This is a genomic window from Lentzea sp. NPDC059081, from assembly GCF_042738015.1.
Classification (GTDB): Bacteria; Actinomycetota; Actinomycetes; order Mycobacteriales; family Pseudonocardiaceae; genus Lentzea.
In genome coordinates this window covers 400,084-424,782 of sequence record NZ_JBHYGW010000007.1, presented here as the reverse complement: position 1 = coordinate 424,782, position 24,699 = coordinate 400,084, and the positions used below count along the sequence as shown (strand labels likewise).

13 protein-coding genes and 1 pseudogene are annotated in these 24,699 nt (G+C 64.0%); 6 read left to right on the top strand and 8 right to left on the bottom strand.

Annotation, left to right across the window (positions count from 1 at the left end):
* Positions 1-355: 355 nt before the first annotated feature.
* Together ACFWV3_RS19570 and ACFWV3_RS19565 are read left to right on the top strand one after the other, a co-directional pair.
* A complete protein-coding gene (locus ACFWV3_RS19570; protein ID WP_382412790.1) occupies positions 356-1,180 on the top strand; it encodes a magnesium chelatase domain-containing protein in 825 nt (274 codons plus the stop codon).
* Between the two features lie 1,651 nt (positions 1,181-2,831).
* Entirely contained in the window at positions 2,832-3,767 is a 936-nt protein-coding gene (locus tag ACFWV3_RS19565; RefSeq protein ID WP_382412789.1) for a hypothetical protein, read from the top strand.
* Positions 3,768-4,077: 310 nt separating this feature from the next.
* Here ACFWV3_RS19565 and ACFWV3_RS19560 read toward each other — a convergent pair whose 3' ends face one another.
* The gene (locus ACFWV3_RS19560; RefSeq protein ID WP_382412788.1) at positions 4,078-4,491 is read right to left on the bottom strand and encodes a hypothetical protein; all 414 of its coding nucleotides are present in this window, start codon (positions 4,489-4,491) and stop codon (positions 4,078-4,080) included.
* 269 nt (positions 4,492-4,760) lie between these two features.
* Between ACFWV3_RS19560 and mobF the strand changes: the two genes are divergently transcribed.
* A complete protein-coding gene (mobF, locus tag ACFWV3_RS19555) occupies positions 4,761-9,188 on the top strand; it encodes a MobF family relaxase (RefSeq protein ID WP_382412787.1) in 4,428 nt (1,475 codons plus the stop codon).
* Positions 9,189-9,219: 31 nt separating this feature from the next.
* Here the strand turns inward: mobF and ACFWV3_RS19550 are convergent.
* From ACFWV3_RS19550 to ACFWV3_RS19520, 7 genes and pseudogenes are all read right to left on the bottom strand, one after another.
* Positions 9,220-9,384 (bottom strand): annotated as a pseudogene (locus tag ACFWV3_RS19550) (DUF3732 domain-containing protein); the annotation flags it as partial.
* A 52-nt stretch (positions 9,385-9,436) separates the two neighbouring features.
* Positions 9,437-10,309 (bottom strand): IS982 family transposase, encoded by an 873-nt coding sequence (locus ACFWV3_RS19545; RefSeq protein WP_382412786.1) that lies wholly within the window; start codon positions 10,307-10,309, stop codon positions 9,437-9,439.
* Positions 10,310-10,678: 369 nt separating this feature from the next.
* A complete protein-coding gene (locus tag ACFWV3_RS19540; protein WP_382412785.1) occupies positions 10,679-13,714 on the bottom strand; it encodes a hypothetical protein in 3,036 nt (1,011 codons plus the stop codon).
* Positions 13,715-13,783: 69 nt separating this feature from the next.
* Positions 13,784-14,524, bottom strand: coding sequence for a hypothetical protein (locus tag ACFWV3_RS19535; RefSeq protein ID WP_382412784.1), 741 nt, complete (start codon positions 14,522-14,524; stop codon positions 13,784-13,786).
* Positions 14,451-20,567: a hypothetical protein gene (locus tag ACFWV3_RS19530; RefSeq protein ID WP_382412783.1), complete on the bottom strand. Its 6,117-nt coding sequence runs from the start codon at positions 20,565-20,567 to the stop codon at positions 14,451-14,453. Before ACFWV3_RS19530 ends, ACFWV3_RS19535 begins: the two co-directional genes overlap by 74 nt.
* 70 nt (positions 20,568-20,637) lie before the next feature.
* The gene (locus ACFWV3_RS19525) at positions 20,638-20,979 is read right to left on the bottom strand and encodes a hypothetical protein (RefSeq protein WP_382412782.1); all 342 of its coding nucleotides are present in this window, start codon (positions 20,977-20,979) and stop codon (positions 20,638-20,640) included.
* Positions 20,980-21,525: 546 nt separating this feature from the next.
* Positions 21,526-21,723: a hypothetical protein gene (locus ACFWV3_RS19520; protein WP_382412781.1), complete on the bottom strand. Its 198-nt coding sequence runs from the start codon at positions 21,721-21,723 to the stop codon at positions 21,526-21,528.
* A 177-nt stretch (positions 21,724-21,900) separates the two neighbouring features.
* On the opposite strand from ACFWV3_RS19520, the gene ACFWV3_RS19515 reads away from it, so the two are divergent.
* The 3 genes from ACFWV3_RS19515 to ACFWV3_RS19505 all read left to right on the top strand — a co-directional run bounded on the left by ACFWV3_RS19515 (position 21,901) and on the right by ACFWV3_RS19505 (position 24,233).
* Positions 21,901-23,004, top strand: a complete 1,104-nt coding sequence (locus tag ACFWV3_RS19515) for a hypothetical protein (RefSeq protein ID WP_382412780.1) — start codon at positions 21,901-21,903, stop codon at positions 23,002-23,004.
* 128 nt (positions 23,005-23,132) lie between these two features.
* Positions 23,133-23,426, top strand: coding sequence for a hypothetical protein (locus ACFWV3_RS19510; RefSeq protein ID WP_382412779.1), 294 nt, complete (start codon positions 23,133-23,135; stop codon positions 23,424-23,426).
* Between the two features lie 36 nt (positions 23,427-23,462).
* Entirely contained in the window at positions 23,463-24,233 is a 771-nt protein-coding gene (locus ACFWV3_RS19505) for an integrase core domain-containing protein (protein ID WP_382412778.1), read from the top strand.
* Positions 24,234-24,699 lie beyond the last annotated feature (466 nt).

Sequence of the window (24,699 nt, the reverse complement as noted above, 5' to 3'; positions counted from 1 at the left end):
TGACGGGGGAGGGGAGCGCAACGCCCACCGCTCCAACGTAGAGTGCCTGACGGCGGGACGTGCCCTCACACCCGCCCTTGTGGTGCCTGGAACCGGGTGTTGCCGGACACCACCTGCCGGGTGTGCCGCGCAGCCCCCTGTCTCCTACCCCCAAGACGGGTGTGGGCGCGCGGCACACCCACCCACACCTTCACCGAACACGGCATGGGAGTCGGCCGCCGGACTGCCTTCAGCGCTGCCACACCCACGACACGCACCTGGACCACGCGAGTGACCCGAGCACCCGAAACCAGCGCAACGTCCGGCACAACCCACGTCGGATTTGCCGGGACCGCATGACGGACAGGAAAGACAAGTGAACCATCGAGCATCTCCCAGCCGTACCGTCCAACTCACGCTCGCTGATGGCGGTCTGCTGTACGTGTCTCCCGTGCTTGCCAGCCGGGTTCGAGGCATCGACGCAGACGGCGACGTTCTCGTGTGCGACGAGGACATCACACGTGCCGACGGCACCGAATACCTCGTTCCGCTGACACCGTGCTGCCATGCCACAGGAAAGGGTGTTACTTACTCCGAGACGAACGTTGCCTGCCGGCGCTGCTACCAGGATGTCGACCCCAAGTACGGAACCGACGGTCAACTGGAGGTAGGCCTTGCCGCGACCACCACGTCGCTGTCCACCGAGCGCCAACCGGGCGAAGTTCTCACTTTCAGCGCAACGGCGACCGACGGCCCCACCTCACTGGCCCTGATCGGAAACCATGGCCGACCGACCGAGCTGGTCGAGCGGCTGAAAGCCGCAATAGCGAACTCCGGCGTGCCGGCAACGCACCGCAACGTCACGGTGCGCGTCGCGCCGTACCGGAAGGTTCCTCCTGTTGCGGCGGCAGCCATCGCTGTCGCCGCCATCGCGGCCGCAGCACGAATCTCGACACGACGACTCGATGCCACTGCTGTACTCGGAGACGTGAACCTCGATGGCAGCCTGCGCGCAACCAACGACGTGCCGAAGGCCGTCCAGATCGCTCTCACCCACGGCATCGGACAGGTGATCGTGCCGGCAAGCTGCGTCGAGGATGTCGGAGCCGTCGACGACCTCGAAGTACTCGGCGCAGCACGTCTGGCTGAGATCGCCGTCTGGCTGCAGGGCGACGCCGACGCGCTCCGCAGGCACAGCTGATGCCACGAATGCACGCTGCCTGCTCTCCGCAGACGTAACCGCGGCACAGACACGGTGCCTTTCGTCGAGCTCACGCCAACTGACCGGTCACGACCGTCACCAGAACATCAAGACCGCAACCACCAGGGCGAATGATGAGTCTGTTCGAAGACCCCAACGCGGTGCTTCGCTTCAGCTACACGCCACAGGACACGGCTGACGACGGCGCCCTCGAGGAGGAGTTGCGAGACGCACTGCACGACGACACCCTTCTCCTGCTCGCCAGGACCGACACCGGTGGAACCCAGACGTCGAGATCCGAGCCGGCCTCGCCGTCTCATCCGACGTGCCGTGGCCCGCCCCGGAAGCTCGAGAGCACTACGTCGTGTTTGTCGACAACAGCGAAACCGGCTTCACCGTTGTCGAGTTCGCCTCCCAAAAGGCGGCCACGGCAGCGTTCGTCAACCACGTTGAGGCTGTCCAAGCCGAGCCCACCCGCTACGACTACGTGGTGAGCCCCCGCAGACCGAATTCCCTCCGGGCTGGCCGTACATCATCTGACCCATGCGGGTCGACACCCGAGCGGACCACCGGGTGAGTTGGCAGGCGAAAGCAGATTCCGTTCATTCCTCTCGGTGACGACCCCGCCTGCCGCGCCTCGAGCGCGATGAGGATCAGCCACCCATGAGGCGCTCCGGTGCAGGTCGGGTAGTCGCCAGCTGTCGGTGTAGCGATGGGGGACAGGTCTAGGTGAGCTTGGGCTCTGTCACACCAGGCTCGCGCGATAAGCCTCAGACGTCCCGCATGATCGGTGGTGATGCACGCTGGCTGAGAGGCCATCAAAGCGGTCACACGGGAAAGACCGCTGGGCGACGGAGGACCGTAAGAGGGGACTGGGTGTGCCAGCGGCCTAGGCACAAGGCCCACCGTCCGAAGACGGAACCGCGACAGTCGGCCGCCGGCACGATGCTCCGGCGCCAAAGGCACGCTATGCCCAATTCACCGGAGACTCCGACACCGTACCTGAAGATCGTAAGCTCCAGACGAAGCGCATCCGCCCTCACGCGACGAGCTCTGGACTGACTGAGACGTGCAATGTGCGTTGCGGCAACCCCGTCAACCCGGAACGACTGTGCTTCGTGCCGGCGCGGTGACGAGCAGACTCTCCGGAGGAAAATAAGTAGCTGCAGGCGTCAAAATCGCCTTTCGTAGTCCTTGGGCTTCTTCTCCGGTGGTTGATTCTGCTGTTCGACTCCCTTCCGGGGGTGATGAAAGGGGCGGCGCATTGTATCGGTCGGTGGCGGCCTGTCAAATTGCCTGTCCAATGATTCTTGGCGCTCGAATTTCGCGGGGCCCCTACCGCCACAAAATTCGAGCGCCAAAAATCACCGGCCAAAGCGGCAATTTGACAGACCGCCACCGACCTGCGGGCAGTAAGACAAGGGCAGGCCCCTGGCCTGCCCTTTCGTGTCGCGCCGCCCCTTTCATCACCCCCTCGTAATGCAGCAACTTAGAAGACTTAAGAGCAAAAGAAACGAAAAAGATACCTCGGGCGAGGCCTGTAATAGTTGCGATTCGGCCGGTTTGTCAATAGGATCGAACTGCAAGAAGGAAACGCACCGGGGACCGCGACCCCTGGTGGCCAAAAATACGCTACCCGAGGTGAATTGTTGTGACGATCGATAAGTTTGCTCTGGTTCTGGAAATCCGCAACATCGTCGAGCAAATCGATTTATTGCTCGAACTCGACAACCTCGCCCAGGCGCACGAACTGGCCGCCGAGATCCTCGACACCGCTGACCCGGACACCCTCGAACTGCTCGCCTGCATCGGCTGGGACCGCCAGAACAACCCCAACACCGCCGAAGACCGGTTGCGCGACATGTGGAAGCGCAGTACGCCCGAGTACCGCGAACTCATCGCAACGTGCGTAGACCTTCACGTCCCGCCCTCAGCGCTCCCCACCGACACCGTGGCACCCGCCGGGGCTGAAGTCCTTCGCGCCGACGTCCACGTCGCCACCCACGCGGAAGCGCCCGAGCTGCACACCGGCCGCCCAACCGACACCAGCCGCTGTGACACGGTCCGCCGCCGCTTCGACGAGACCGTTCTTCTGGAACGCAGGACCGACAGCGAGATACAAACGGCGATCCAGTGCGCAAAGACCATCCACAGCTACCGATGGAAGCGCGCGGGCGTCGACGACCAACCCGCCGTCAAAGAGACGCCGATCCACTACGAGATCGACTACGACAAGGCCGCCATCCCGCCCGTGCGCGGACTGCGCTGCGTCCACTGCTGGTGCGAACGCAGCGCACGGGACAACTGGCGCCACAACGACGGACTCTGCGACTGCTGCCGCAGCCTCAACCGCCCGGGACTCGAAGACCTGCCCGCCACCGCCTGGCGCGATGAAGTCATCGCCAACCGCTGCACGTTCATCGCCACGAACTTCCCAGCGCCAACCGCGCTCACCATCCTCCGCCAGGACTACACCGGATACGCCAACGGAGACCGCATCGACCTCAAACGGTGGGTACAGCACTACTACGGACCGGCGACCACGAAACCGGCCACCCGCACCGCGCACCACGCCACCGCCGCCTAACCCGCCCGCGCCGGTGACGCACCCCAACGGGGACGCGTCACCGGCCAGCGCCGCGCGGAGCCGGGGCAGACCGGGCATCGAACCCGGTCACCCCGAGCGAGGGCTGCCGCCCTCACACACCCGCCGCCTCCGGCGCAACGGACCGCCTGCGGCGGAGCATCTCCCGCGACTCGCCCCGCACACTGCTGGCACCGGCGCGTCCACCTCGTCGATGCGCTACACCAGCCCGCCGTCCGGCACCGTCGACCGGACACGACCGGCCCCCGCGGAGCTGGCTGCGCCCAGGTCAACCGGGGCGACGCTCGCCGGTTCAGGCGACGCCCCCAATTCCTGATGGCCTCTCCTCGGCGCCACGTGACGCTTGTTCCTCGTCCTCCCGCACTCGACGCATCCACCTTCGCAACACCGCGACCTGAATGCCCGTCCGGTTGTGAAGCTCGGCTTCTCTGAACGTCGCACCGATGGCGCCGAGATCGGCCCCGCTCGTCGCCTCAGCCACCGCCCGCCCAGCAGCCAGTTCCGCCGCATCCACCTTCGCGTCCTCGGCCGCGAGATCCCGCTCCAACCGCTCCCGCAACGCCTGCTTGTTGTGCTCTGCCACCTCCGACACCCTCAACGCTGCGGCACCAGCCGACGAAAGCGCCAACACAGCCCGCTCACGCAGCTGCCGCCGCTGCCGCTCCTCAGCACGCAGCTCCTGCCTGATCTGACGCGCAGTCTTCACACCGACCCCTCCCGTGCGGACGGTCCTTTCCGGCGCGGACCCTAGAGCAGGAGCCGAACGCTGTGTCCGAGCAACGCCTCACCGCCAGTCCACAGCACCCGTGAGGTCCGGTAATTCGTTGCCCTGTCAGGAATCGCGAGCCGACAGACGCTTTGCGCCAGCGAAGAACAATGGCTTTGAACTAAGGTATTGCCATCGCGATACGAAGAAAGTGATCTTCGTCCCTCCCACGTGCGACGCGGTGGGAGAGGTGTGCCCAGGTGTCATGGGTGACGGCGATCGGCGGCTCGCCCGAGCAGATCGGGTACCGGCTCGGACAGCAGCACGGTTGTGTCGCGAGTGCCGCCGGCGATGCCCGGCCTGAGCACACCGCCGGCGTGGCACGCCCGCTCATCTGGATAGGGCGGGCACTCGCAGATCTCGGTATCGAGGCGGGCACTGAGCTCACCCCGGATCAGTTCCCGCTCGCCCGCGCCATGATGGCCGGATACCACCCGCACACGGGTGAGCAGCTTGTCGAACACAAGCGCGCCGTTCCCAGCGAGGCCAAAGTACCGATCGCGCAACTCGTTCGCCTGATCGAGGGAGTCGCGCGCGAAGCCGACGTGGACGTCGCCGAGGTACTCCGTCATCGCGAAGGCCGATGGGCCGGAACGTGCTCCAGACGCATGCTCGACATGTTCAACCGCGCCAGACGCGCGGTCTCCCGCGAAGGCGAACTCGCCATGCTTCGCGCCGACCATGCCGGCCAGCTCGCTGACGCCGCCGAACTACGGCTCAGCGACATCTGGGAGCCCGGCGTATTCAAGGCCGCGGCGGCGAACCTCACCAAGACCATCACGGTCACCGCTGAGGACGGAACTCGCACAGATGTCGTCGTCGACAACCGCGTCATCGTCGGCAACCGCGGTTACGACATCACGCTCACCCTGCCGAAGAGCTTCTCTTTGCTTCGCGAGTTCGTCGACGACGACACCGGCAGCGAACTCGACGCCGTATATGTCGACCATGGCGCAGCCACGTTCGTGTGGCTGGAATCCAACACCGCCTATGGCATGCGAGGCCATCACGGCGACGGGTCAACAGCGTCCACTGTGCCGGGCAACGGTTTCGCGGGCTGGGCCATGATCCACTCTGCGGCACGACCTGCGGCAGGGCAATGTTGCGGCGACCCGCACTGGCATGTGCACTTCACGATCGCCAACATGACCAAGGGCCCCGACGGTCGGTGGAGCACCGTAGCGGCAGGCGGTCGCGACCTGATGCGGCACATACCGGCAGCCGCCAAGCTCCTGCACGCAAACGCCCGACACGTGTTGAGCCAGCATTACGGCATCGCGTGGCGTCGCTCAGACCGAACAGGCCAGTGGGAAGTCGCGTCCATCCCGGACGCGGCCATCAAAGAGTTCTCGCAGCGCGGTGCCGACATCCGCGCGATGCTCCTCGATCTCGGTTTCACCGAGCAGGACGCGTCACGGTCGTTGAAGCGCCTGGTCCAGCAGGAAACCCGCCGTGCGAAGGCCTATGTCCCACCGATGGCGTCAACGCGGCGCGATCACTACCGGCAACGTGCCGTCGACATCGGCCTTGACCCCGATCTGATGGCCCGCACAGCGCACAACCCGGTTGTTGCAGACGAAGCCACCCGACAACCGAGCATCGACGAACTAGCCGAACTGCTCCAGGACGTCGAGCAGGGCCTCACCGCGAACACTCGCAGGTTCTCCCGCATCGACGCGCTGGCCGCGGTCGCCGATGCGCTACCCAACGGAGCGACCCACGACACCGTGGAGGCACTCACCGACAGCGTCCTGCGACACGCCGGCTTCATCCCTCTCATTCGTGGCGATGACACCCAAACCGACATCGACATGGGAAGGCGCCGTCAGCTCGGCGCCGACCACATGACCAACTCCCAGCTCTACACCACCCACGACATCGTCGCCGCAGAGAAGACCATCGTCGCCGCCGCCCGCGCGAGCCACGACAACCAAACTCCGATCCGCGTCTCCCGGGCGGACGCAGAGATGGCGGCTGCGACCGTCGAGGCCGCCAACGAGTTCGTGCTCTCCCGCGAGCAACGACGCGAACTGCTCAACCTCGTCACGTCTGGCCGAGCAGTCGACGCGCTCATCGGTGGACCAGGCTCAGGCAAAACGACTCTCATGGAGGCTGCGCGCGTCGCCTACGAAAGCAGCGGGTTCGTCGTCGCCGGTGCTTCGACCCAAGGTGTTGCGGCACAGAACCTCCAAGCCGCATCGGGTATTCACAGCCGGACCGTGGCACAGTGGAGATGGCGCATCGACCACGGAGAGGGCCTGCAGGGCGTCGACGTCCTGATCGTGGACGAGGCCGGCATGACCAACGACCGCGACCGCGCGGCGCTCTACCGGGCCGCAGAAGCCAGCGGGACAAAAATCGTCGAGATCTTCGATCCCAAGCAGTTGCGTGGAGTCGGCTGCGGATCGATGGTGGCCGTGGTGCACAAGATCGTTGACGGTGGTGCACTGCTGGACAACCGGCGCCAAGCCGATGAAGACGAGCGCGCCACAGTCGCAGCATGGCGCGATGGGAACTACACCGAAGCGCTCACCTCATGGGCCGACCGCGACCGGCTCGTCGTCGGCAAGACCAAGCGGGACACCACCGCCGCGATGCTCGCCACCTGGATCGACCAGCGGATCGGTGCACCGGACCCGCACACCGAAATGCGCGGCCTGCTCATGGTCGCCAGCACCAACGACCAAGTCGAGCGACTCAACGCCGGTGCACAGGCGATACGTGAGGTGCAAGGCGAACTCGGGCGCGGACACAGCTACGACCTGCGTGGCGGCAACACCCTCCGGCTCCACGAGAACGACCACGTCCTCGTCCGTCTCAATGAACGCGGCACACGCGGCCCTGACGCGCTCAACGGCTATCGCGGAGTCATCACCCGAATCGACGGCAACGGCCACCTCACCGTCACCTGGACCAGAGCCGTTCCCGGCGGGTACACGCACGAAAGTCGCACTTTCGACCCCGCCTACGTCGCCAAAGGCGGCCTTTCTCACGGGTACGCCCTCACCGCTCACAAGAGCCAGGGCCTCACCATCAACAAGACCTGGACCGGCGATGACGCCCGCCGGCGCGGCGGCGCGGTGCTCTTCCACGCACCAGGTGCCGACAACCGCAGCTTCTTGGTCGCCACCTCACGCCACTCGCAGGCGGTGTGGACGTTCGCGGCACTGCAAGACTTCGAAACCTCACAGGACACCTACGTCCACGGCGAAGCCGACTCTATCTTTGCCCGTAGGCGTCGTGTCATCACGAAGATGGTTGATTGGGCCAAAGCCACCGAGGTCAACGCGAACGACCGGCCAGTACTCGTCGACCTGAAACAGCTCGACGATCCCGCACCCGCACAACGCCCAGCCGCTTCCAGTGTCGTTGACGCCGAACACCAAGCCAGCAGGACACAACGACGCGCGACGGAAGAGTTGCTGCGTGATGTGTGGCTCGACCATGCCGCTGTTGATGCAGTCACGCGTGGACGGGCGTTCGACACCGTCGCCCGCATGATCGATCGCATGTATGCGAGCTCGGCAGATCCGCGAGCAACGCTCCTGCGTATCGACCCCGCCATCCTGGTCCGGCCTGACGTGCGAGATGCCAGCCGTGTCCTTGTGGCTGTCCTCAAGCATGCTGCGTACTCGCCGGCAGAAACCGATCACGATCGCGGCGGCCGCCGTGCCACCCGTGAGATGGAGCAGCGCGACGAGGCTGCGGGCCTTCTACGCGAAGCGTGGAACGACCACCCGAGTGCCGACGTCGTCGTCACCGGTACAGCGTTCGGTGCGCTCGCACAGAACCTCGCCCGTGCCGTCGACGCGGGCCACGACCCGCGAGACATGCTTGCTGCGATCGACCCTGGAGAACTCAACGGCAAGGAGAATCCTGCTGCGTTCGTCGCGTGGCGTATCCGCAACTTGACCACCGCCGGAGGCCGCTCAGTCGCGGGGGAGCAAGAGCACGTCGTCTTAAGTGCCACCGCACAACTGGACCTCTTGGTTCCAAGTTATGAACGAACGGTGGCTCGTCTGCAAGTGCGTGCGGCTGATGATGACCGGGATCAGGGCGGAGGCGTGTCCCCGGTTGCCAAGACTCACGGAATGTGGCCATCGTGGCTGCAGCGTCCTCCCGAGCCGGCTCTGTATGAGGGACGCGATCGGGCGCTGGCGTCTGCGGCGGCCGCTGACGCCGCACTGATTCATGCGCGCATGGTCACGCTCGCCCGGGATGCCGCTCGAGATCGGCCGGACTGGGTCGAACGGCTTGGTCCCGCACCAGAGGGTGCCGCCCGAACAGCGCGGTACCTCGCAGCATTGGCAACCGTTGCCGCTTACCGGGAACAACACGGCATCACAGCCAGCGAACCTCTCGCTGCCAGAAGCCCGAACCCGGAGCACAGTGCTGCTCACGAAGCAGCGCTGGCCGCAGAGCAGCAGGTCAGGCGCGCTGCAGGTTCGCCGCCTGTACCGGTGCCAGTCAGGAGCTCGGTTGATCCACCAAGTCAACCTGCGGATGAACGCCTTTCCGCGAAAGGCGGTGTCGAGAAGCGGAAGTTGATCGAGCAACAACAAGTGGAGGTTCGCCGGCGCCGACGGGAGCAAGACGATCTTGCTGGCCCAAGCGGTGGTCCGCGTCCAGGGCGTTGAACCGTTCGTCTGCTAAGTCCCCGAGTGCTCTCTAACGATGGGGCAACCGCAGCTCGTCAGAGTCAGATGTCCGAGGTCGAGGCGCTTTCGGAGGCCGGTGGCGCGTGGAGTCATCGTTCGGCCTGGAGCCTAAGTAGTCGGCGGGGAAGTGGATCTGCGAGGGCTGGTCGAGTACGAGCAGTTGCGGCACTGGCCGCGAAGTGCTTGTAGACGAGTGCGCGGACCTAGACGAGTAATGCTTAAGTCGGTTAGTGGTCGTAGGCGGTCAGGGATCGGGTGATGGCCTGGCCGGTGGCGCGGTTGTGCCAGATGGCAGCGGTCAGGGCCAGGATGCGTTGGGCGACACGGACTCCGACTCCCTCGATGGTGCGTCCGCCGTGTTGTTCGAGGTTGAGCTGGCCTTTGAGTGTGTCGTTGACCGACTCGATGAGTTGCCGGACGGACTTGAGCAGACGTTCGCCGGGATGCGGTGTGCGGTTGCGGTAGGACGGCCGGATCAACCGGACGTGGCGGTCTGCCAGGAACCGGTCGAGTTCGCGGGAGATGTAGCCTTTGTCGGCGATGATCAGCAGGGCGGGTCGGGTGGCGAGCAGGTGTGGTTCGTGATCGCAGATCGCCATGAGTACCTGACGTTCGTCGATCTTCGGGTCGGCCAGCGCCCAGGTGATGGGCAGCCCGGCCGGAGTGCAGACCAGATGCAGGCGCAGGCCCCAGAACCAGCGGGAGTGTGAGCGGCAGTAGCCGTATTTCGCCCAGCCGGCCAGCTCTGAGCGCGTGGCCGTCGGCCTGGAGCGGCCGCACTCGACCGGAGTGGAGTCCACGATCCAGGTGGTGTCGGTCCACAGGTTGGTGTCGGCGGCCAGCCACCGCGCTACCTGTTTGATCAGCGGTAACGCGGCGCGAAGTCGACGGTTGTAGCCGGGCTGGCCGGGCATGCGGGCGGGCAGGAACCGTAGCCAGCGGGCTTCGGAGGTGAACCCGAGCAGGGCCTGGGCCACGGCGAGGGTGACCAGCTCCGCATCGGTGAGTTTCGGCGGTCTTCCGATGCGGGTCCTGCCCGCGAGCCGGTCATCGATCTTGACGTAGAGTGCGGTGAGAAGGGTGTTCAGATCGGTCGTCACAAACTGATCTTGGACACCCTTCGTCCGTCTTCGGTTACCGCATCGACTTACGCATTACTCGTCTAGCCGTGTCGCCTGCTCCCGGAGTGCTAGGTGGTCGCCTTGGGGCACGATCGCTGTACGCGTCCGTTCAGGGCCATTGACCTGCAAGTCGGCGCAGTTGAGCGCAGTTCAGGTCGATCCGAGGACTGCTTCTGTGTGAACTATGGCACCAATGCTGCGCTGACCTGCGGAAACAAGACTCTTGCAGGTCGGCGCGGTTCCGTTCAGGTCTATTGAGGACCGTTCAAGCCGTCCTGCGCACTGTGCTGCTCCCCGTCTGCTCCCAGAGCGTGCTCCCACGCGGCCTGTAACGTTGTTCCTTAGCTGTCATCGGCTGGCGCATTGCCGGACGCTGTGACACGGATCCGTCAACAAGATCTCTCGGAGGTCTGGTGCGGCCGGGTTGCTCGAGCTGCTCGCTCCTTCGGCGAAGGTGAAGCGCACCCTTGGGTCGGCATCGTTGGTGAGCACCGAACCGATGTTTGCTGGGGCGTCATCAGTTCGAGTCCAGATCAGCGCTGCGAGCGACCGCAGTGCCCAGTGGGGTTGAGAGGCGAGGAACGCCAGATCGTGGTCGGCGTCGGCCAAGTCCAGGGCATGAAACGCATGAGCGATGTACCAATCGGCGTTCTCCGTCGAGCCGATGAGGAGGTAGCCAAGCGCTCGGACTTCTTGTTTCTGCTCAGCTATACGTGCCAGAAGGGCAGCGAGCCAGAGAGCGTGGGCCCTGGTGTCCACTGTGAAGCCAGTCATGCGGAAGACACCGAGAGGGTGGTTGCCGAGATTGTTGAGGATGTCGCCATGGGAGGGGGTGCTGTTGTGGGCGTGGAGCATGGCGCTGTCAAACAGATCGTCGACGTCGTCCAGGTCGTGGGCGAGTATCCGGGCAGCGTCGTAGTACTCGGAGCGGTTCTCGCCAGGCTCAAATGGGAACGCCGCGTGGACTAGCTGGTGTCGGGCAAGTTCCCTGCGTTCCTCTGAGGGGAGCACACGTGCGAGTAGAGCCTGCCCGGCTGCCCCCGTTCCAATGCCCAATGAATGCGCCGTGCTCGTCGGTGGTTGCCGCAGTCGCTCGCCGGCCGCTGCGGCTGCGATCAGCTGTCCTTCGGTCGGTTGTCCAGTGATCAGGAGAAGGAGCCTTGCCGCATATGGATTGCTGTCAGCGGTCATCCTGGCCAACCGCTCGCGCACCATCTCCGGGTGCTGTTGGACGAGATCGGCCATGGCGTGTTCAGCCTTGCGTGAGACTGCGGAGTCGTTGGCTTCGAGCAGTCCCAGGAGTTGGTCGATCGCATCGGCTCGATGTATCGGGTGCGCGAACGCGATCCCGGCACACAGACGTACGTGATCGTCGTCGGTGCGTCTATAACGGCCGGGCTCACGTGGCACCCAGGGACGCGAGTGTTCGAGGCTCCGAAGCGCGTGCTCATCTGGCAGCCGCTTAGCAAGCGCGGCGAGCGCAGTGATCGCGTTCCGCCAGACAGAGGAATCGTAGATGCCGTCTTGTAGCTTGTTGGCTGCTGCGTCGTCTAGGACCGACAACGCGGAGTCTGCCACGAAGTCAACGTCGTTGTCTGGGATCAGATCGGCTTCCGCCGCGAGGACTCGGTACGCCGTGCCGGCGACCCAGTAAGCAGGTGAGGAGAGGAACTCTCGAACGTCCAGATAGGTGTTCGGATCTTCCTTCGCGACCGACGCCGCCTTCTTCGATTGTGCCCCAAGCACGTGAAGCTTCACCGCCAAGAGGGATTCGCCAGCCGAGCCGTATGCGTTGGCCAGCAGCCGACGTGCTCGGTCGAGTTGTATCCAGGCTCCCGCGGAGTAGGCGGCGCGGTGGAGGGCGCGAAGCAATGGCACCGCCACGTGCGGCTTGTCATCGAGCAGCGCCCTCATTGCCTTCTCCTCGAATCGCTCCGCGGAAGTGCTCGTTGGGCTCTGGGTGCGAAGGCTCCGGACGAGCTGATGATCGTTGTTCTGCGCGATGGGACCGCGAAACCTGACACGGATGAAGGTGCGCGCGGCGACGTACTCGGCGGCCGCGCCGTTCTGGCCGTTGAGGCACGCCTGCGTCATCGCATCAGCCCAGGACGCTTCAGCCTGCTCGGACTCGCCTCGTTCGGCGTGGTACATCGCGTTGCGCGCGTAGATCAGAATCACCTGGTCGCGAGGGACTTGGTGTTTGCGAGCTTTGCCGAGCAGGTCGATCCAATCTCCCGTCAGACTGGCAACCTCAAGTCGCAGCTTGCATGCCAATACTGCGCCGTCGCTCGGAGAACCTTCGATCAAATTGGCTTGAGTGATAAGCGCGGCCAGGTTGTCCTGGCGCCACGTGTTCGACGGATCGATCGCCGCATCCTCGGCAGCAAGAATGAGAAGCCTCGCGAAGCTCAGCTCTGCTGAGTCGGTGCGTAGCTGCTCCAGCTGAGGCGGCAGCGCGCCAAGCGGATGTCGCACGATGTTGATCGCCGCAGCGGCGATGTCACTGAACGCCTTCGAGACGGCGGTGTTCGCATTCTTCTTGAGGTTCCGCGCATGAGTTTCGGCGTCATCATGCCTGCCCTCCTTCAAAGCGGACCAGAAGGCGGAATCCTGCAGACGAGCAGCCTTGTCGTGCTCGTCGGCCTGCGTGAGCAGCGCGGCCCGGCGATCCAGTACAACAGTTGCGTGCGCAGTGAACCCGCCCTCTGTAAGGAGTTTGGCGGCCTGCTCCAGCTCGGCGACGGCGGATAGCGGGTTGGTCGAGCTGAGGTTGTGGGCTCCTGTGAGATGTTGAGCGGCCCCGGTGATCTCGGCGGGGCCGTAAAGCAACGCGTCGGCCAGGGTGACACGATCGGGAGACGGCGCGGCGACGACGTGCAGAGGCGCCGGCAGGCAGAACGCGTCCGCCACGGCTTCGCTGAAAAGCTCCACGACGATGTCGCGTCGGTTTCTGAGCTTGTCCGAGATCGTTCGCTGGTGCCAAAGTTCGATCTGCACATCGGTGTGGAGGTCCTGCAACCGGTAGAGTTCGTGGGTGATCTCGGTTCGTTCCGCGAGACATCCCGCCGCAACGACGAGCCGTGCAATCGGGAACGGGATGCTGCCGCGTTTGCTGATGAACTTGTCGACGGCCTTCGTCAGGTCAAGCTTCGTGAAGGCTCTGTACCGCTTGCCTTGGATGCCATGACGGGAGCCATCAGGTGCTGTTCCTATTACATCAAGACCGTACTGGCTCTGCCCTCGAACACCGTAGAGTTGCACATCGTGAAGGCCTTCCACATCTTGCGCAATGCGACGTAGCAGTCGCTCCAGGCTTTCCCAAGGCATCTCATGCGTGGGTAGCAGTTCCAGCCTTGGATAGGAGACTGGAGTGACCTGGTCCACGTGCTGGCCTCCGGTACGGGTTCTTATGTGGACGGTGGTGCAGACGCTTTGCTTCGTTGCACGCCTACGTTACGACGGAGCTGAGGTCGTACTGTTGGAGATATCGCTAGCAGCGAGGTCGTCTGCGACCCGGTTGAGCAACTCAGCCATCGCACGCAGACGCTTGACGTGGTTGGCGGTGCTCAGCGGGTCGTCCTCCTGATCAGGTTGGTCAACCTGATCCTCCCGAGTTAGGCGGCCACGAAGTCTCGCGAGACGCGTGTGCACCTGGGTCTCGATGTTTGGCGCCACCTCGTCCGCCACCGCCAGCCACTCCTGGTTTGCTTCCTTCGCATCCTGGGCTGCTAGCCAGAACAGGTGCAGCAAGGTCTCCCGCGCCAGCCGTTCCAGTTCTGCAGCCGTCTCTACGAGAGGTAGTCCCGAGCTACTCGGGTCCGGCAGGCCGGTGATCATTTCGGCTAGCCGCAAGAATCGCCACGATGTGCGGTCGCCGAGCCGGTCGAGTCCAGCGAGCACACCAGAGAACTCCTGCAACGGCGACCGCCTGGGGAGATCGCGTCGGCGCGACCACACCTTTAGAACGGTCTGCACGATCTGCAGGCGCTGCTCAACGGTCGTGGTCGACTCGTCCTCGGCCGCCACCACCAGTTCGGCCAGGTGGTGCGCAACCCAGTGACCGGTCGTGTCGTGATTCTCCAGGTGCGCCGCCAGCATGCGGCCCAGATCGAGGACCCGGTCAATATTCGAGCCAGTGTCCTCCCGGATCGAGGAGATAGACCTTGCCTGACCGCTCGAGCCATTCAAACTCATCGTCTTGCTTCCCTCGACGCTGGTAGGAGGGGCGGTGGGTGCGACGACACATGCCGACATGAAGTGCCAGGGTCATGTCGAGTCGTTGCAGCACAGTCATCAGAAAACCGAGATCCACTTCGAGCTTCTCGCCGCTTGTGCCCTGTTCACGATCGCTGTACGTCGGCGTCATATTGCCCCAGAGCCGGCTCCAGAACACCTGCTGACCTTCATAGAACCAGGCGCGCTCGTCTTCATCCGTAGTGAGAGCAAAACTTGCGATGATGCTGGCGGCGGGCCTGGCTGGGGGAAAGCGGATGTGACCGCCCCGCTCGTCGTGTTCATCGATACCCCAGTGCCCGTCGCCGACATGCAGCCACGGCACCAACTCGTACGGCTGCTCTTCGGGATCGTCGGCTTCTCCGTCAGCCGTCGGCATGGTGTATGAGTACGGCCCTGACGGCGAAGTCTGCAGAGCGATCAGAAGAGACTGCGCCGTCTCGTGCGGTACGAGTGCGCTCTGGATCAGCACCTCTTCCGATCGGTTTTCGCGCGCTGACTCGAAGCTCGCCCACACGGCCACAGCGTTCCCTGCGAGGTTGGCAACCTTTTCGAAGTCCTGCTTCGTGAGCGACCAGGGCCACGTTTCGTCCGAACCCCAGGAGATCAGCGCCTGATCTGGTGAGGGATCCGGCGGAGGATCGCGTCGGTCGGCGAGCCACCTGCCGTTCGGGCGTTGGGGCAGGTAGCTGGACAGCCAGTACATGTACGAGTCTCGCGTCGATTCCCGGTCCTTATAGGAGACGTGAGCTTCCGCGAGCTCGGCCCCGACGGTCAGCAGCGAGTGGACTGCTAGGTAGAAGGAGAGGTTGTCCTCGCCTTGCCAATCAGCATGGCCCATGTGCTGGCCCCGGCGGTCGTAGATACCAGCGTCCGTCCGCGGGTCTGTTCTAGCCGCGAACATCTCGTAGCCATCGAGGTCGGTGGCGACTTCGATCGCGCGTCGCGATACGTCGTTCTCCTTGCTGCTGAAGGCTTCTGCAAGGCTGTAACACCAGTACTTCTCAAAATCGTAGAAGAAGCGGCGCCGCGGGAACGCGTGATCATCGTCGCCCTTGTCGCCGAAGGCCAGCGGGTTTGCGCGCTCCTCCCTCTCGTCGTACGTCAACTCGACATGATCGGCAACGACTCGTGTCGTCAGGACCTCCGCGTGCTCCTCCTCAAGGGTGACTACGCCACGTGACGTCAACTCAACCAGTGTTTGTTGTGCTAGTACTTGGTTGACTGCGTGGTGAGGTCCACGGATGACGTTCGCCAGCCAGGAGGTGAAGCTGGCCAACGTCGCGGCTTTCGGCTCCTTCGCTGCTCGTGCCAGCGCCAGCAGCAACCACACTCGCGCATGAAGCGCGTAGAACGGGAACCGGGCATCGAGAAACGGTGCACTGGACTCGTCGTCGCGTGCGAACCTGGCAAGGATGTCGAGTTCTGCTGTACAACCGAACCTCACCAGGAGCAGCACGGCGTGCGTCGCTCTCCACCTCACCTTCATGTCGATGTCGCCGAGCGCGGTCCAGATCACCCCCGTTAGCGCGGTCGTGGTGTCGACACGCAGGAGCGGCTGCTCCGCAGTGGGGGCGAGATCCTCGAACAGAAGAGAGATCGCGTCGAACACCTCGCCAGCGGGCGCGGCCTCCAATGTGGACGCCAAATGGGCAGCTAGCAAAAAGTACTCGCGATAGCTCAGTTGATGAGCGCTCCGGCCGAGTTGCTCGAACGCGAGAACGGTGAGTTCGGAGGCGGGGAGCCCAACCGCTTTAGCGATGGCGGGAAGTTCATCGTCGTGACGGAAGTACCTGGTGCAAATCTGCCGTGCGAACCTTGTCGAGTACGTGACGGCGAGCCGCCTCTGTGCTGCTGTGAGCGCGGGCGTCTGTAGACGTGTTGCGGATACTTCGAGGAGCTCCGCGAAAGCATCTGGGGTCGCCGAAGCTGCGCGGCTCAGCGCGTCCACGACGTCAGGCCGCCGCGTAGGGTGCTTGTCAATGGCGTACGCGATCACCTGGCGGCGCTCCGTTGATCGCCAGCCGAGTTCGCGCAGCAAGTCGTTCCATGCTTGCTCCGTGGTGAAGTCATGGTTCGCGAACCGGACTGCAGGTTCGGGCGGAGTTTCATCCTCAGCGTCGAGGAGTGAACTGGGGCGAGGTTGTGGGTCGGGAGCAACCTCATGCTTGGGACGTTCGTAACGAGTGAAGTCTTTGAAGATTTTGGTGGCCTCTGCTGAGGATTCCGGAGAGAGGCCGGCGACCGGCACTTCCCATCCTGACCGCGGTGCGAAGGCGTATAGAGCCAGGTGGCTGATCCGCTCAACTCCGGGCCTCGCTACATCCTGGAACGCTGGCGTGAGCATCAGGCTGAAGTCCAGAGTGCGTCGGTCGCGTGCCTGTGAGGCCAGAACGAAGTAGCTCGGCTCGTGCATGCCTCGAAGACTCGTCGCCAGTTCGATCGCGTCCACCTCTGTGCCTACCTGGTCCAGTGCTTCTGCCACCTGGAACAATCGGTAAGCACGGGCTGACTCAGCGCCGGTGGCCAGCACCCTCGCGGTGCTCACAATGGATTCCCAGCGGGCGTAAAGGTCGTCACCGACGCGTTCAGCCTCAGCCGCAGCGGTGTCGAAGATCGCTCGCGCCTCCGGCTCGTTGACAGCAAGCAGCGTCCGCGCCAGGGCGATCAACGAATCGACTCGTGTCGGGGAGTCGGTTCGATCCTGTTGCGCCAGTTCAATTCCGCGCTGCACAACCTCCAGGCCGAGGTTCTCGAGCCTAGGGGACCGCGAGGCGGCCCGCGCGATAGCCAGACGGGTACGACCAAGCAGCACCGCTTCGGTTCGACACCAACTCGTGAACCTGTCGATGACCTCGTCTTGCGGTACCACCGCCAGGAGTCGGGTCGCCATGTCCGCCATGGTGCTTACAAGCACAAACGGAGGGTTGTAGTCACCAACCGGCTTCAAGTCCCTTGCGGCAAGCTCACTGAAACTGGACCTGACGTGCTCGTTGTCACCGTTGAGAACGGCGTCCAGCCAGCACACTGCCCACGGCAACAGCCCAGGGATGTTGGCAAGAAACTCGCGAGTGCTCTCGTCTCGGCCGTGGTCGTCTTTTCGGATTGCGTCAAGAAGTCGGGCGTCAACGATCCGCTCGATTGCGAGATCGTCACCGGTGAGGTGAGCGCGCAGCGCGTGTCCCAACAGAATCGCACTGGTGGGATGGGAACTGACTCGCCACGCCGACCCACCAGGAAGGTGCTCCGGCAGATGCACGTCGAGCACCCGAAGCACTTCGTCGGCGGGCAGGACCTCGGCCCGTAGCGCGTGAACCAGGATCCACACGACCCCGCGGACGTCGGGCTCGTCGCGGTGCACGCCGCGATTGTGCTTGAACGGTTTGGCCCTCTTGAGAAGCAGCTTCACCAGGGCTTTGATCACCTGGACTGGCGGGGCGATGTTGTACTCGAACATGGTTGCCGCGACCGCGATTTGTACGTGGCTGCGTTTCTTGCTTGAGATCGCTAGGTCAGCGAGGTCGCCGTAGCGTCCGGAATCCGCGAGTCTGGCGCACAGCTTGCTCGCCACGGTGCCAACGTAGGAGTGGGGCCTCCATCGCCCAAGGAAGCGCGCGCCACCGCTGGGGCCATCGAGGTTGATGGTCGCCATCGCGAGATCTGCGACCACATTCGCATCGAGAGGGTCTCCTATGGCTCGCTGCTCATCTTCGGGCAGCTTTGAGATGGCGACGACGTTGTTGAACGCCGATCGCAACCTGCTGCGCGCCGTACCGTCGAACTGTTGGAGATGCGACAGAAGAGCAGCCTCGACATGGAGGTTCGAGCCCGGCCAACCGGTGGCGAATTCGCGGCTGGAACACAGCGCTTCAATGATGTCCGGGCTCAGGAACCTCGCCGTGAGATCGGTGTGTGTGCGGAACATGCTCAGCTTGCGCGAGTGGCCGGACGACAGGTCACCGGCCTTCACGGCCAGCATCGCGGCATCCGCGTTGCGTCCAGAGCGAAGCATCGCGCACAGCGCGAACCTGGCACGTGAGCGGGCGATCTCCTGCGTCTGCAGCTCTTCGGTGTCGCCTGGCAAACCGGCGTCTGATAGCGCCAGCTCAACGAGGTCCTCCAGCAAGCCGGCTTCGAACAGCAGCTGCGGAAGTGCACTTGCCAAATACGGCGACCTCGCCGCGAGCGGCTTGAGGCCTCGCACGAACTCCTGTTTCCGGACAGTCGGGAGGCCGTGGGTCTCCCGGAACCAGGTTTCGGTCGGTTCATCGCGGAACTGGAGAGTGTTGCCGGCGGCATGCAAGCCGCGGCCGAGCGAGACCGCGAAGCTGCGAATCGCGTCGACGTGTACGTCGGTGATCGTTGCCAGATCATCCAAAGGCATCGGTGGGTGGAGTGTTGCCAGCGCTTCGCATAGCCGGTCGAGCTCGTCAGCTCGTAGGTGCCCGTCATCGAACACCCGGTTCACCTGCATCGCGAGCAAGCTGTCCAGCACAGCTCCGGGCGCGGTCCGAGCCAGCTGCATCGCGGAGAGAACCTCGTTCACCGACGCGGCGTTTTCCATTGCCATTGCTTGGACCCGCGGGTTTCCGGCGCTGAGTGCATGCAGCTCAGCACCTTCCCCTGCTGTCGCATCCTGGAACCTCATACGCAGGTGCTCAAGGGACTCGGCTTGTTGGAAACCGACGAGCGGTAGCACTGTCACACCGGTTCGCGGCACCTTGAGGAGATCACTTCGTTCAGGTCGACACAGCTGCACCAGGCGCGAGTTGCCTGGCCAGTCCTCGCGGAACAGGTCGGTGACAAAGGTGCTGTGGGCTTGTTCTGCGGCTGCCATGGCCGCGTTGTCGGCCGCGTCGATGACCACGGTGAGGAGAGCACCTGGCTTCTCACGTGTGAGTTGCTCGGCGGCTCCACGAACACGACTCATGAACACACGCATGTAGGCGGAGTCGGGAACACTGGCAGGGATGAGCGGAGCGCACAACCCTGCTGCGGCGAGCTCGTTCGAGATCTGGGTCAGACCCGTCCGGTGCTCGTGCCGTGGCGAGGTTGCCTTTCGGTAATCACCGCCGGCGAAGCAGTCGTAGACCACGGTCACCGAGCCCGGCGGAAGCTTCGGGTTCAACATCGACGTCAGCACAGATTTGCCGACACCTCCAACGGCGGTAAGCAGAACCTTGTTGCTCCGGCCGGTCTTGAGCTCTGCCGTGACCATGTCAACGTCCTGGGTGTGGATGACGTGGGCCGGGTGCTCGATAGCGCTGCGAGCCGGGAACAGTTCCTCCTCACTGGCGCGCAAGGCCAGCAGGACGTCACCGATCTTGAGCGTCTGTTTGTCGGCGAGGGACGTCGCACAGCGCGATACGGTCTCCATGAGCTGTGTCATCTCGGTGCCGGTGCCGCCACCTGGCAGGAACTGCTTCAGCTCGTCGCTGAGGAGCTGTTCCATGTCCCTCAGACCGGGTATGCCGTCGTCGACCTCGAAGCGCTGGCAGAAGTCGCGCTCGTGTTCGATGTCCGTGCCAAAACTCAGATAGGACCGCAGCAACTCGGCCTCGCGAGTGAACGTGTACGTCGTGGCGCCGTCCGCGAGTTCCCGCAGGGAGCGTCGTACCTTGTCGTTCAGCGTGCGGTTCGTGACGAAGGCAAAGTGCAGCTTGTCCGTGAGCTTTTTCGGTATCTGCTGGCGGTAAGCCTTCGCGAACTTGACCAATGTTTTCTCGAGCTCCGAGGCCACGACCGGATCATCGGTGCGCAGCGTCGAGTGCTTCAGCTGTACGAAGCGCAAGCTGGTGCAGCTGGCCATGTCGTCACCGCCGTAGTACTCGGCGACGTCGATGACCTCCTCACCCTGCACCTGGTCGCTTTGAGGCAGCCCTTCGACACCGACGACCTTGAGGTCGCCGGTCAGGTCTAGGAGATTCAGTGCTCGGCGTGCAGCCCAGAAGTAGTGAAACTTGTCCCCGTCCCTGCTGGCGCGGACCTTCTCGGCGTCTCCCATCTCGACAACTTACCTCCGCTCCTGGGCGATAGTCGGTCACCTGGGTGGGCGATAGGACCTCCCTGGTTCGTCATGCTGCAGCGTCGTCACTGGAATAGCTGTAGGCGGAATCGGATCGGAGGACGAAAGCCAGGTCGTCCAGCAGTAGGGAGATCGCGTAGGCGGCTTGCTGTGGGATGACGCCGTTGCCCAGCGCGCGGAGTTGCGCCGTATGGGGAAGCGGGATTGCGGTGACACAGCCGCATGGGGCCGCCGTGCTGGTCAGGTTGGGTGGGATGCGGCGCAGGTATGCTGAGCTGGTTTTATCGACGTACTGCTCGGGCGTAGTCGCCCCAGTCCATGGAACCTCGCTCTGCTTGTACGTGGCTCGGTGCGTGTTGCGGGACAGCAGCGAGATGATCGCCGAGGGCACATCAGGTCGCCTTTGGAGCCGCGCTGCGCGGGGCAATCCTTGGTTCTGTCGGTTGCTCGCGGTGTCGGCAGGTACGTCGAATTGGTCGTCTCCAGCAGACGGCACTGGTCGGATAAGGGACGGCCCGTCGTGGGTGCAGGGTGTCGAGGCCTTCGCGTCCGACGCCGTCGGGGTCGGGAGCAGCCGCACCGCGATGGGCAACGGCATGCCCGCCAGTTGCCTTTGATCCTGCGTACTCGATGTTTCTCGCGTCGGGCGAGCCAGTGGTTGGGGTCCTCGGCGTCGTTCGGGTTGATCGCGGTCGGCGTGGGCAACAACCTCGCAGCAGCGGCCACCGCATCGTTCAAGCTGACTTGGTGTCCAAGCGCTCGTCAGCGGACTGGATCGGCGGCGCCGCGATTGTCGCCGTTGCGGGCTTGCGGTGTCGGCAGCATCCGCAGCGAAAGCGGTGCGTGGCCAGGCGAGCAGGAACACGCGTTCGCGATCAAGATCGAACATATGTTCGAGTGGGGCGTACGGCGCTGACTGACCGAACGGGTAGCTGATCTATTCGTCGCTCAATGGTTGTGTCTCATCATCTGCGCTTTTTCGAAGGCGCCTGTGAAGGCCACCGCTGCGGAGAGCCGCGATGATCTTTGCGCGCTCGCCGGGTCTAGTGCCGCGGAGGGCAATCAGCAGGTCGAGCGTCGGCCGGACTGCCAGGCCGATGGCGACCACCGACGTGATCATCTCGATGCTCGGCACGATCACCTTCCTGGATGAGGGTGTGTTCGAGCAGCCCGGTGATGATCGCTGGACGTCGTCACGGTGCTCCTCCTGATTGATCGCCCTGAAACGCTGGACGAACAGGCCAAGTGCACCACCGCCACAGTTCGGCGGTTCGTCGAAGTTCGGGGGGTTCCAAGTGGCTACGGTGATCTCATGCCACGGACGAAGGCGAGTTGCGCAGATGTACAGCTGGCGACGTGGGCCGCGCAGGCCGGCGCTGACATCTCGACGAGGCAGATCGAGCGCTGGCGTGAACAAGGGTTGGTGCCGCGAAACCTCAAACGAAGTCTCGGGCGAGGAAAAGGCAGCACCTCCGAGCCCGCGCCAGGCGCTGCAGACCTGTTCATCTGGCTTGCCTGGCACGCAAGACCCGGTCGCAGGCCCACTGATCTCGTGTTGGCCGCATTCAGCGAAGGCTTGGCTGTGCCTGAGCCCACTGTCAGGAAGGCGTTCGCCACGGTCATCGGCAACGTGAACGCAGCTGTTGGAAGGTTCGCTACCGCTCATGAAGAGATGAACCCAAGGCGAGCTGTGGCCTCATCGACACTCGTTCCAGGGCGGATTCGGCAGATCGATAGAGCCATTGGTGCGATTGTCAACACCGCTGACCCAACCCTGGCGGCACTGGACTCTGGATTCGGTGCAGGAGTTCTCACGTCTGCTGCAATGGGCAGTATCGCTGCCCACGCCCTGCGGGAAGGCGCTGACTCGATCGACCTTGGAGCGATGGCTGCGATCGGTCGATCCCTGCTGCCGAAGGGGACGGCGGCGCCGATGCTTGGATTGCTTGAGTTCAACACACCAACCCTGAGGCTGAATGACGGATCCGTAGTGGCGAATGAGGAAGGCGGCCTGGGTTTTCTCCCGGAGGGGGACTTTCTTGATCACCTTCATGGCTTGGCAGTCGGGACTCCGCTCGACGAGCTGCTGAGTGCCTGGCATCTGGCCATGCAGCTGCCCGCCTGGGCAATCGACTTGTGCGAGCGTGTCGAACATGAGCTTGAGGTAGGAACGCCCAGTGCTGCGGTAGAGGAGTGGCTGTGGACGTCGTGGGGGCTCGGTCGCTCTTGGTTGGTCTCGGCGATCCGCGACAAGAATCGGCCAGTTGACATTGCGATCACCACGCTCATGCTGATCTTTACGCGGGACATGGTGCGGTGGCTGAGGCAGAACGTCGCCGATGGTCGGTTTGATCTCTTGAGTCATCCCATCGGGCTGCCACGATTGCTCGCGCCTTTGCTCGCGCCACAGGCATAGCCGGGTGCGTGATCGTGCACACGCAACACGCTCGATTCCTGAGGCTCGAAGTCTCGTGTGCCGGTGTCTGAGTAGCTCGGTGGACAGCGGGCGAAGCGGCAGAGCGGCGTCGGGCATGATCGCGTGCCGTGCTGGTTCGCTTCGCTTACCTTGCTGTCACTCACGCGTTCGCTGCGCTGCGGCTGCTGTCACTGACTGACCGCGAGAAGGACGTTGAGATTCTTGTTCGTCGACACCAACTCGCCGTCGTGCGGCGCCAACTCGGCGACCGTCGTCCTCAACTCCGGCTTGAGGACAGGGCGTTCCTCGCTGCGCTTCTGACTCCGCTGGGCCGTGCCTCTTTGCGCCGGCTTCGACTGTCGGTCAGTCCGGATACGGTGTTGTGGTGGCATCGTGGCCTGGTGAAGCGTCACCACGCCTAGGCGAGTCGGCGTCGAAGGCCTGTGCGTCCGCGGACCGTGGCGTCGGTCCGCCGGCTTGTTCTGCGTCTGGCGGCGGAGAACTCCTCGTGGGGTTATCAGCGCATCCACGGAGAACTCGCTCTCCTTGGTGTCACGGTCGCTGCTTCGACCGTGTGGGAGATCCTCAACGCTGCTGGTGTTGACCCGGCGCCACTCCGGGCGACCGTGGCATGGGCCGAGTTCCTGCGTTCCCAGGCCGAGGTGGTCTTGGCGATGGATTTTGTCGAGACTCGCACGCTGACCGGTGCACGCCAGTACATTCACGCCGCTGTTCACCATGCCGGTAGGCGTGTTCGCGTTCTCGGTGCCACCGCGCATCCGACACACGCGTGGGTGACGCAGGCCGTCCGAAATCTTCTGATGGACCTCGAGGACGCCGGCATCCTCGCACAGGTCAGTTTTCTCGTCCGCGATCGTGACGGCAAGTACCCGGCACTGATCGACGACATGCTCAGCGGCGCCGGGATCACGACGATCCTGACCGGTGTCCGGGTGCCCCGCATGAACGCGATCATGGAACGCTGGGTCAAGACGCTGCGCGGAGAGCTCCTGGACCGCACGCTGGTCTGGAACGAGGCCCACCTCCGGCATGCGCTGCGCGAGTACGAGCGGCACTACTACCGGCATCGCGCCCACCGGACTCTCTCCGCGGCAGCACCTCTGCGAGCCCGGCCTCAGCCACTGGGATCTGACCGGATCGAACGCCTCGCGGTGCTCCGACCGGATCGTCTCGGTGCAGTCCGCCACGAGTATCACCATGCCGCCTGAACTGCGCGTATGTTATTTTCGGCACGCACAGGGTCCAGGGTTTGGTGTCGGTGCCTACCTCGTTTGGGATGCACAGCGTGTTCGTAGGCCGTCATCGTTCATCTCCTGGGCTGCCCACGTGCGCTGGAAGGTCTCAACGCCACGAGCCGATGGTCAGGCCCGTTGCGGACTCGGAGGCGTAGCCACCGGCATGGGCGAACACTGTGATGCCCCGGCCACAGCATGCCGGAAAGTAGAGCCGGCGTCCGCGAACGTGAATTCGAAGGCCTCGATCGGGTGGTCGACGGGCTCTGAGGAGCAACACTGGCCTCGGCAACGGCACGGGGAAATCTTCGTATTGATGTCGGTGCCCCAGACGGCCCCAAAGATCCCTATCTCCCTGCCAGCTTGCAGCACCAAGTCCTCGAAGAGGCTGAAGCCTTACCGCAGAACGATCTGCAGCTGCTCGGCGACCGCGCCGGCCGGT

What these genes read in the sequence shown, in the direction of transcription:
- ACFWV3_RS19530 (WP_382412783.1), bottom strand. Translation starts at nt 20,567, where the DNA reads ATGGGAGACGCCGAGAAGGTCCGCGCCAGCAGGGACGGGGACAAGTTT.
- ACFWV3_RS19515 (WP_382412780.1), top strand. Translation starts at nt 21,901, where the DNA reads ATGCCACGGACGAAGGCGAGTTGCGCAGATGTACAGCTGGCGACGTGG.
- ACFWV3_RS19535 (WP_382412784.1), bottom strand. Translation starts at nt 14,524, where the DNA reads ATGAGTTTGAATGGCTCGAGCGGTCAGGCAAGGTCTATCTCCTCGATC.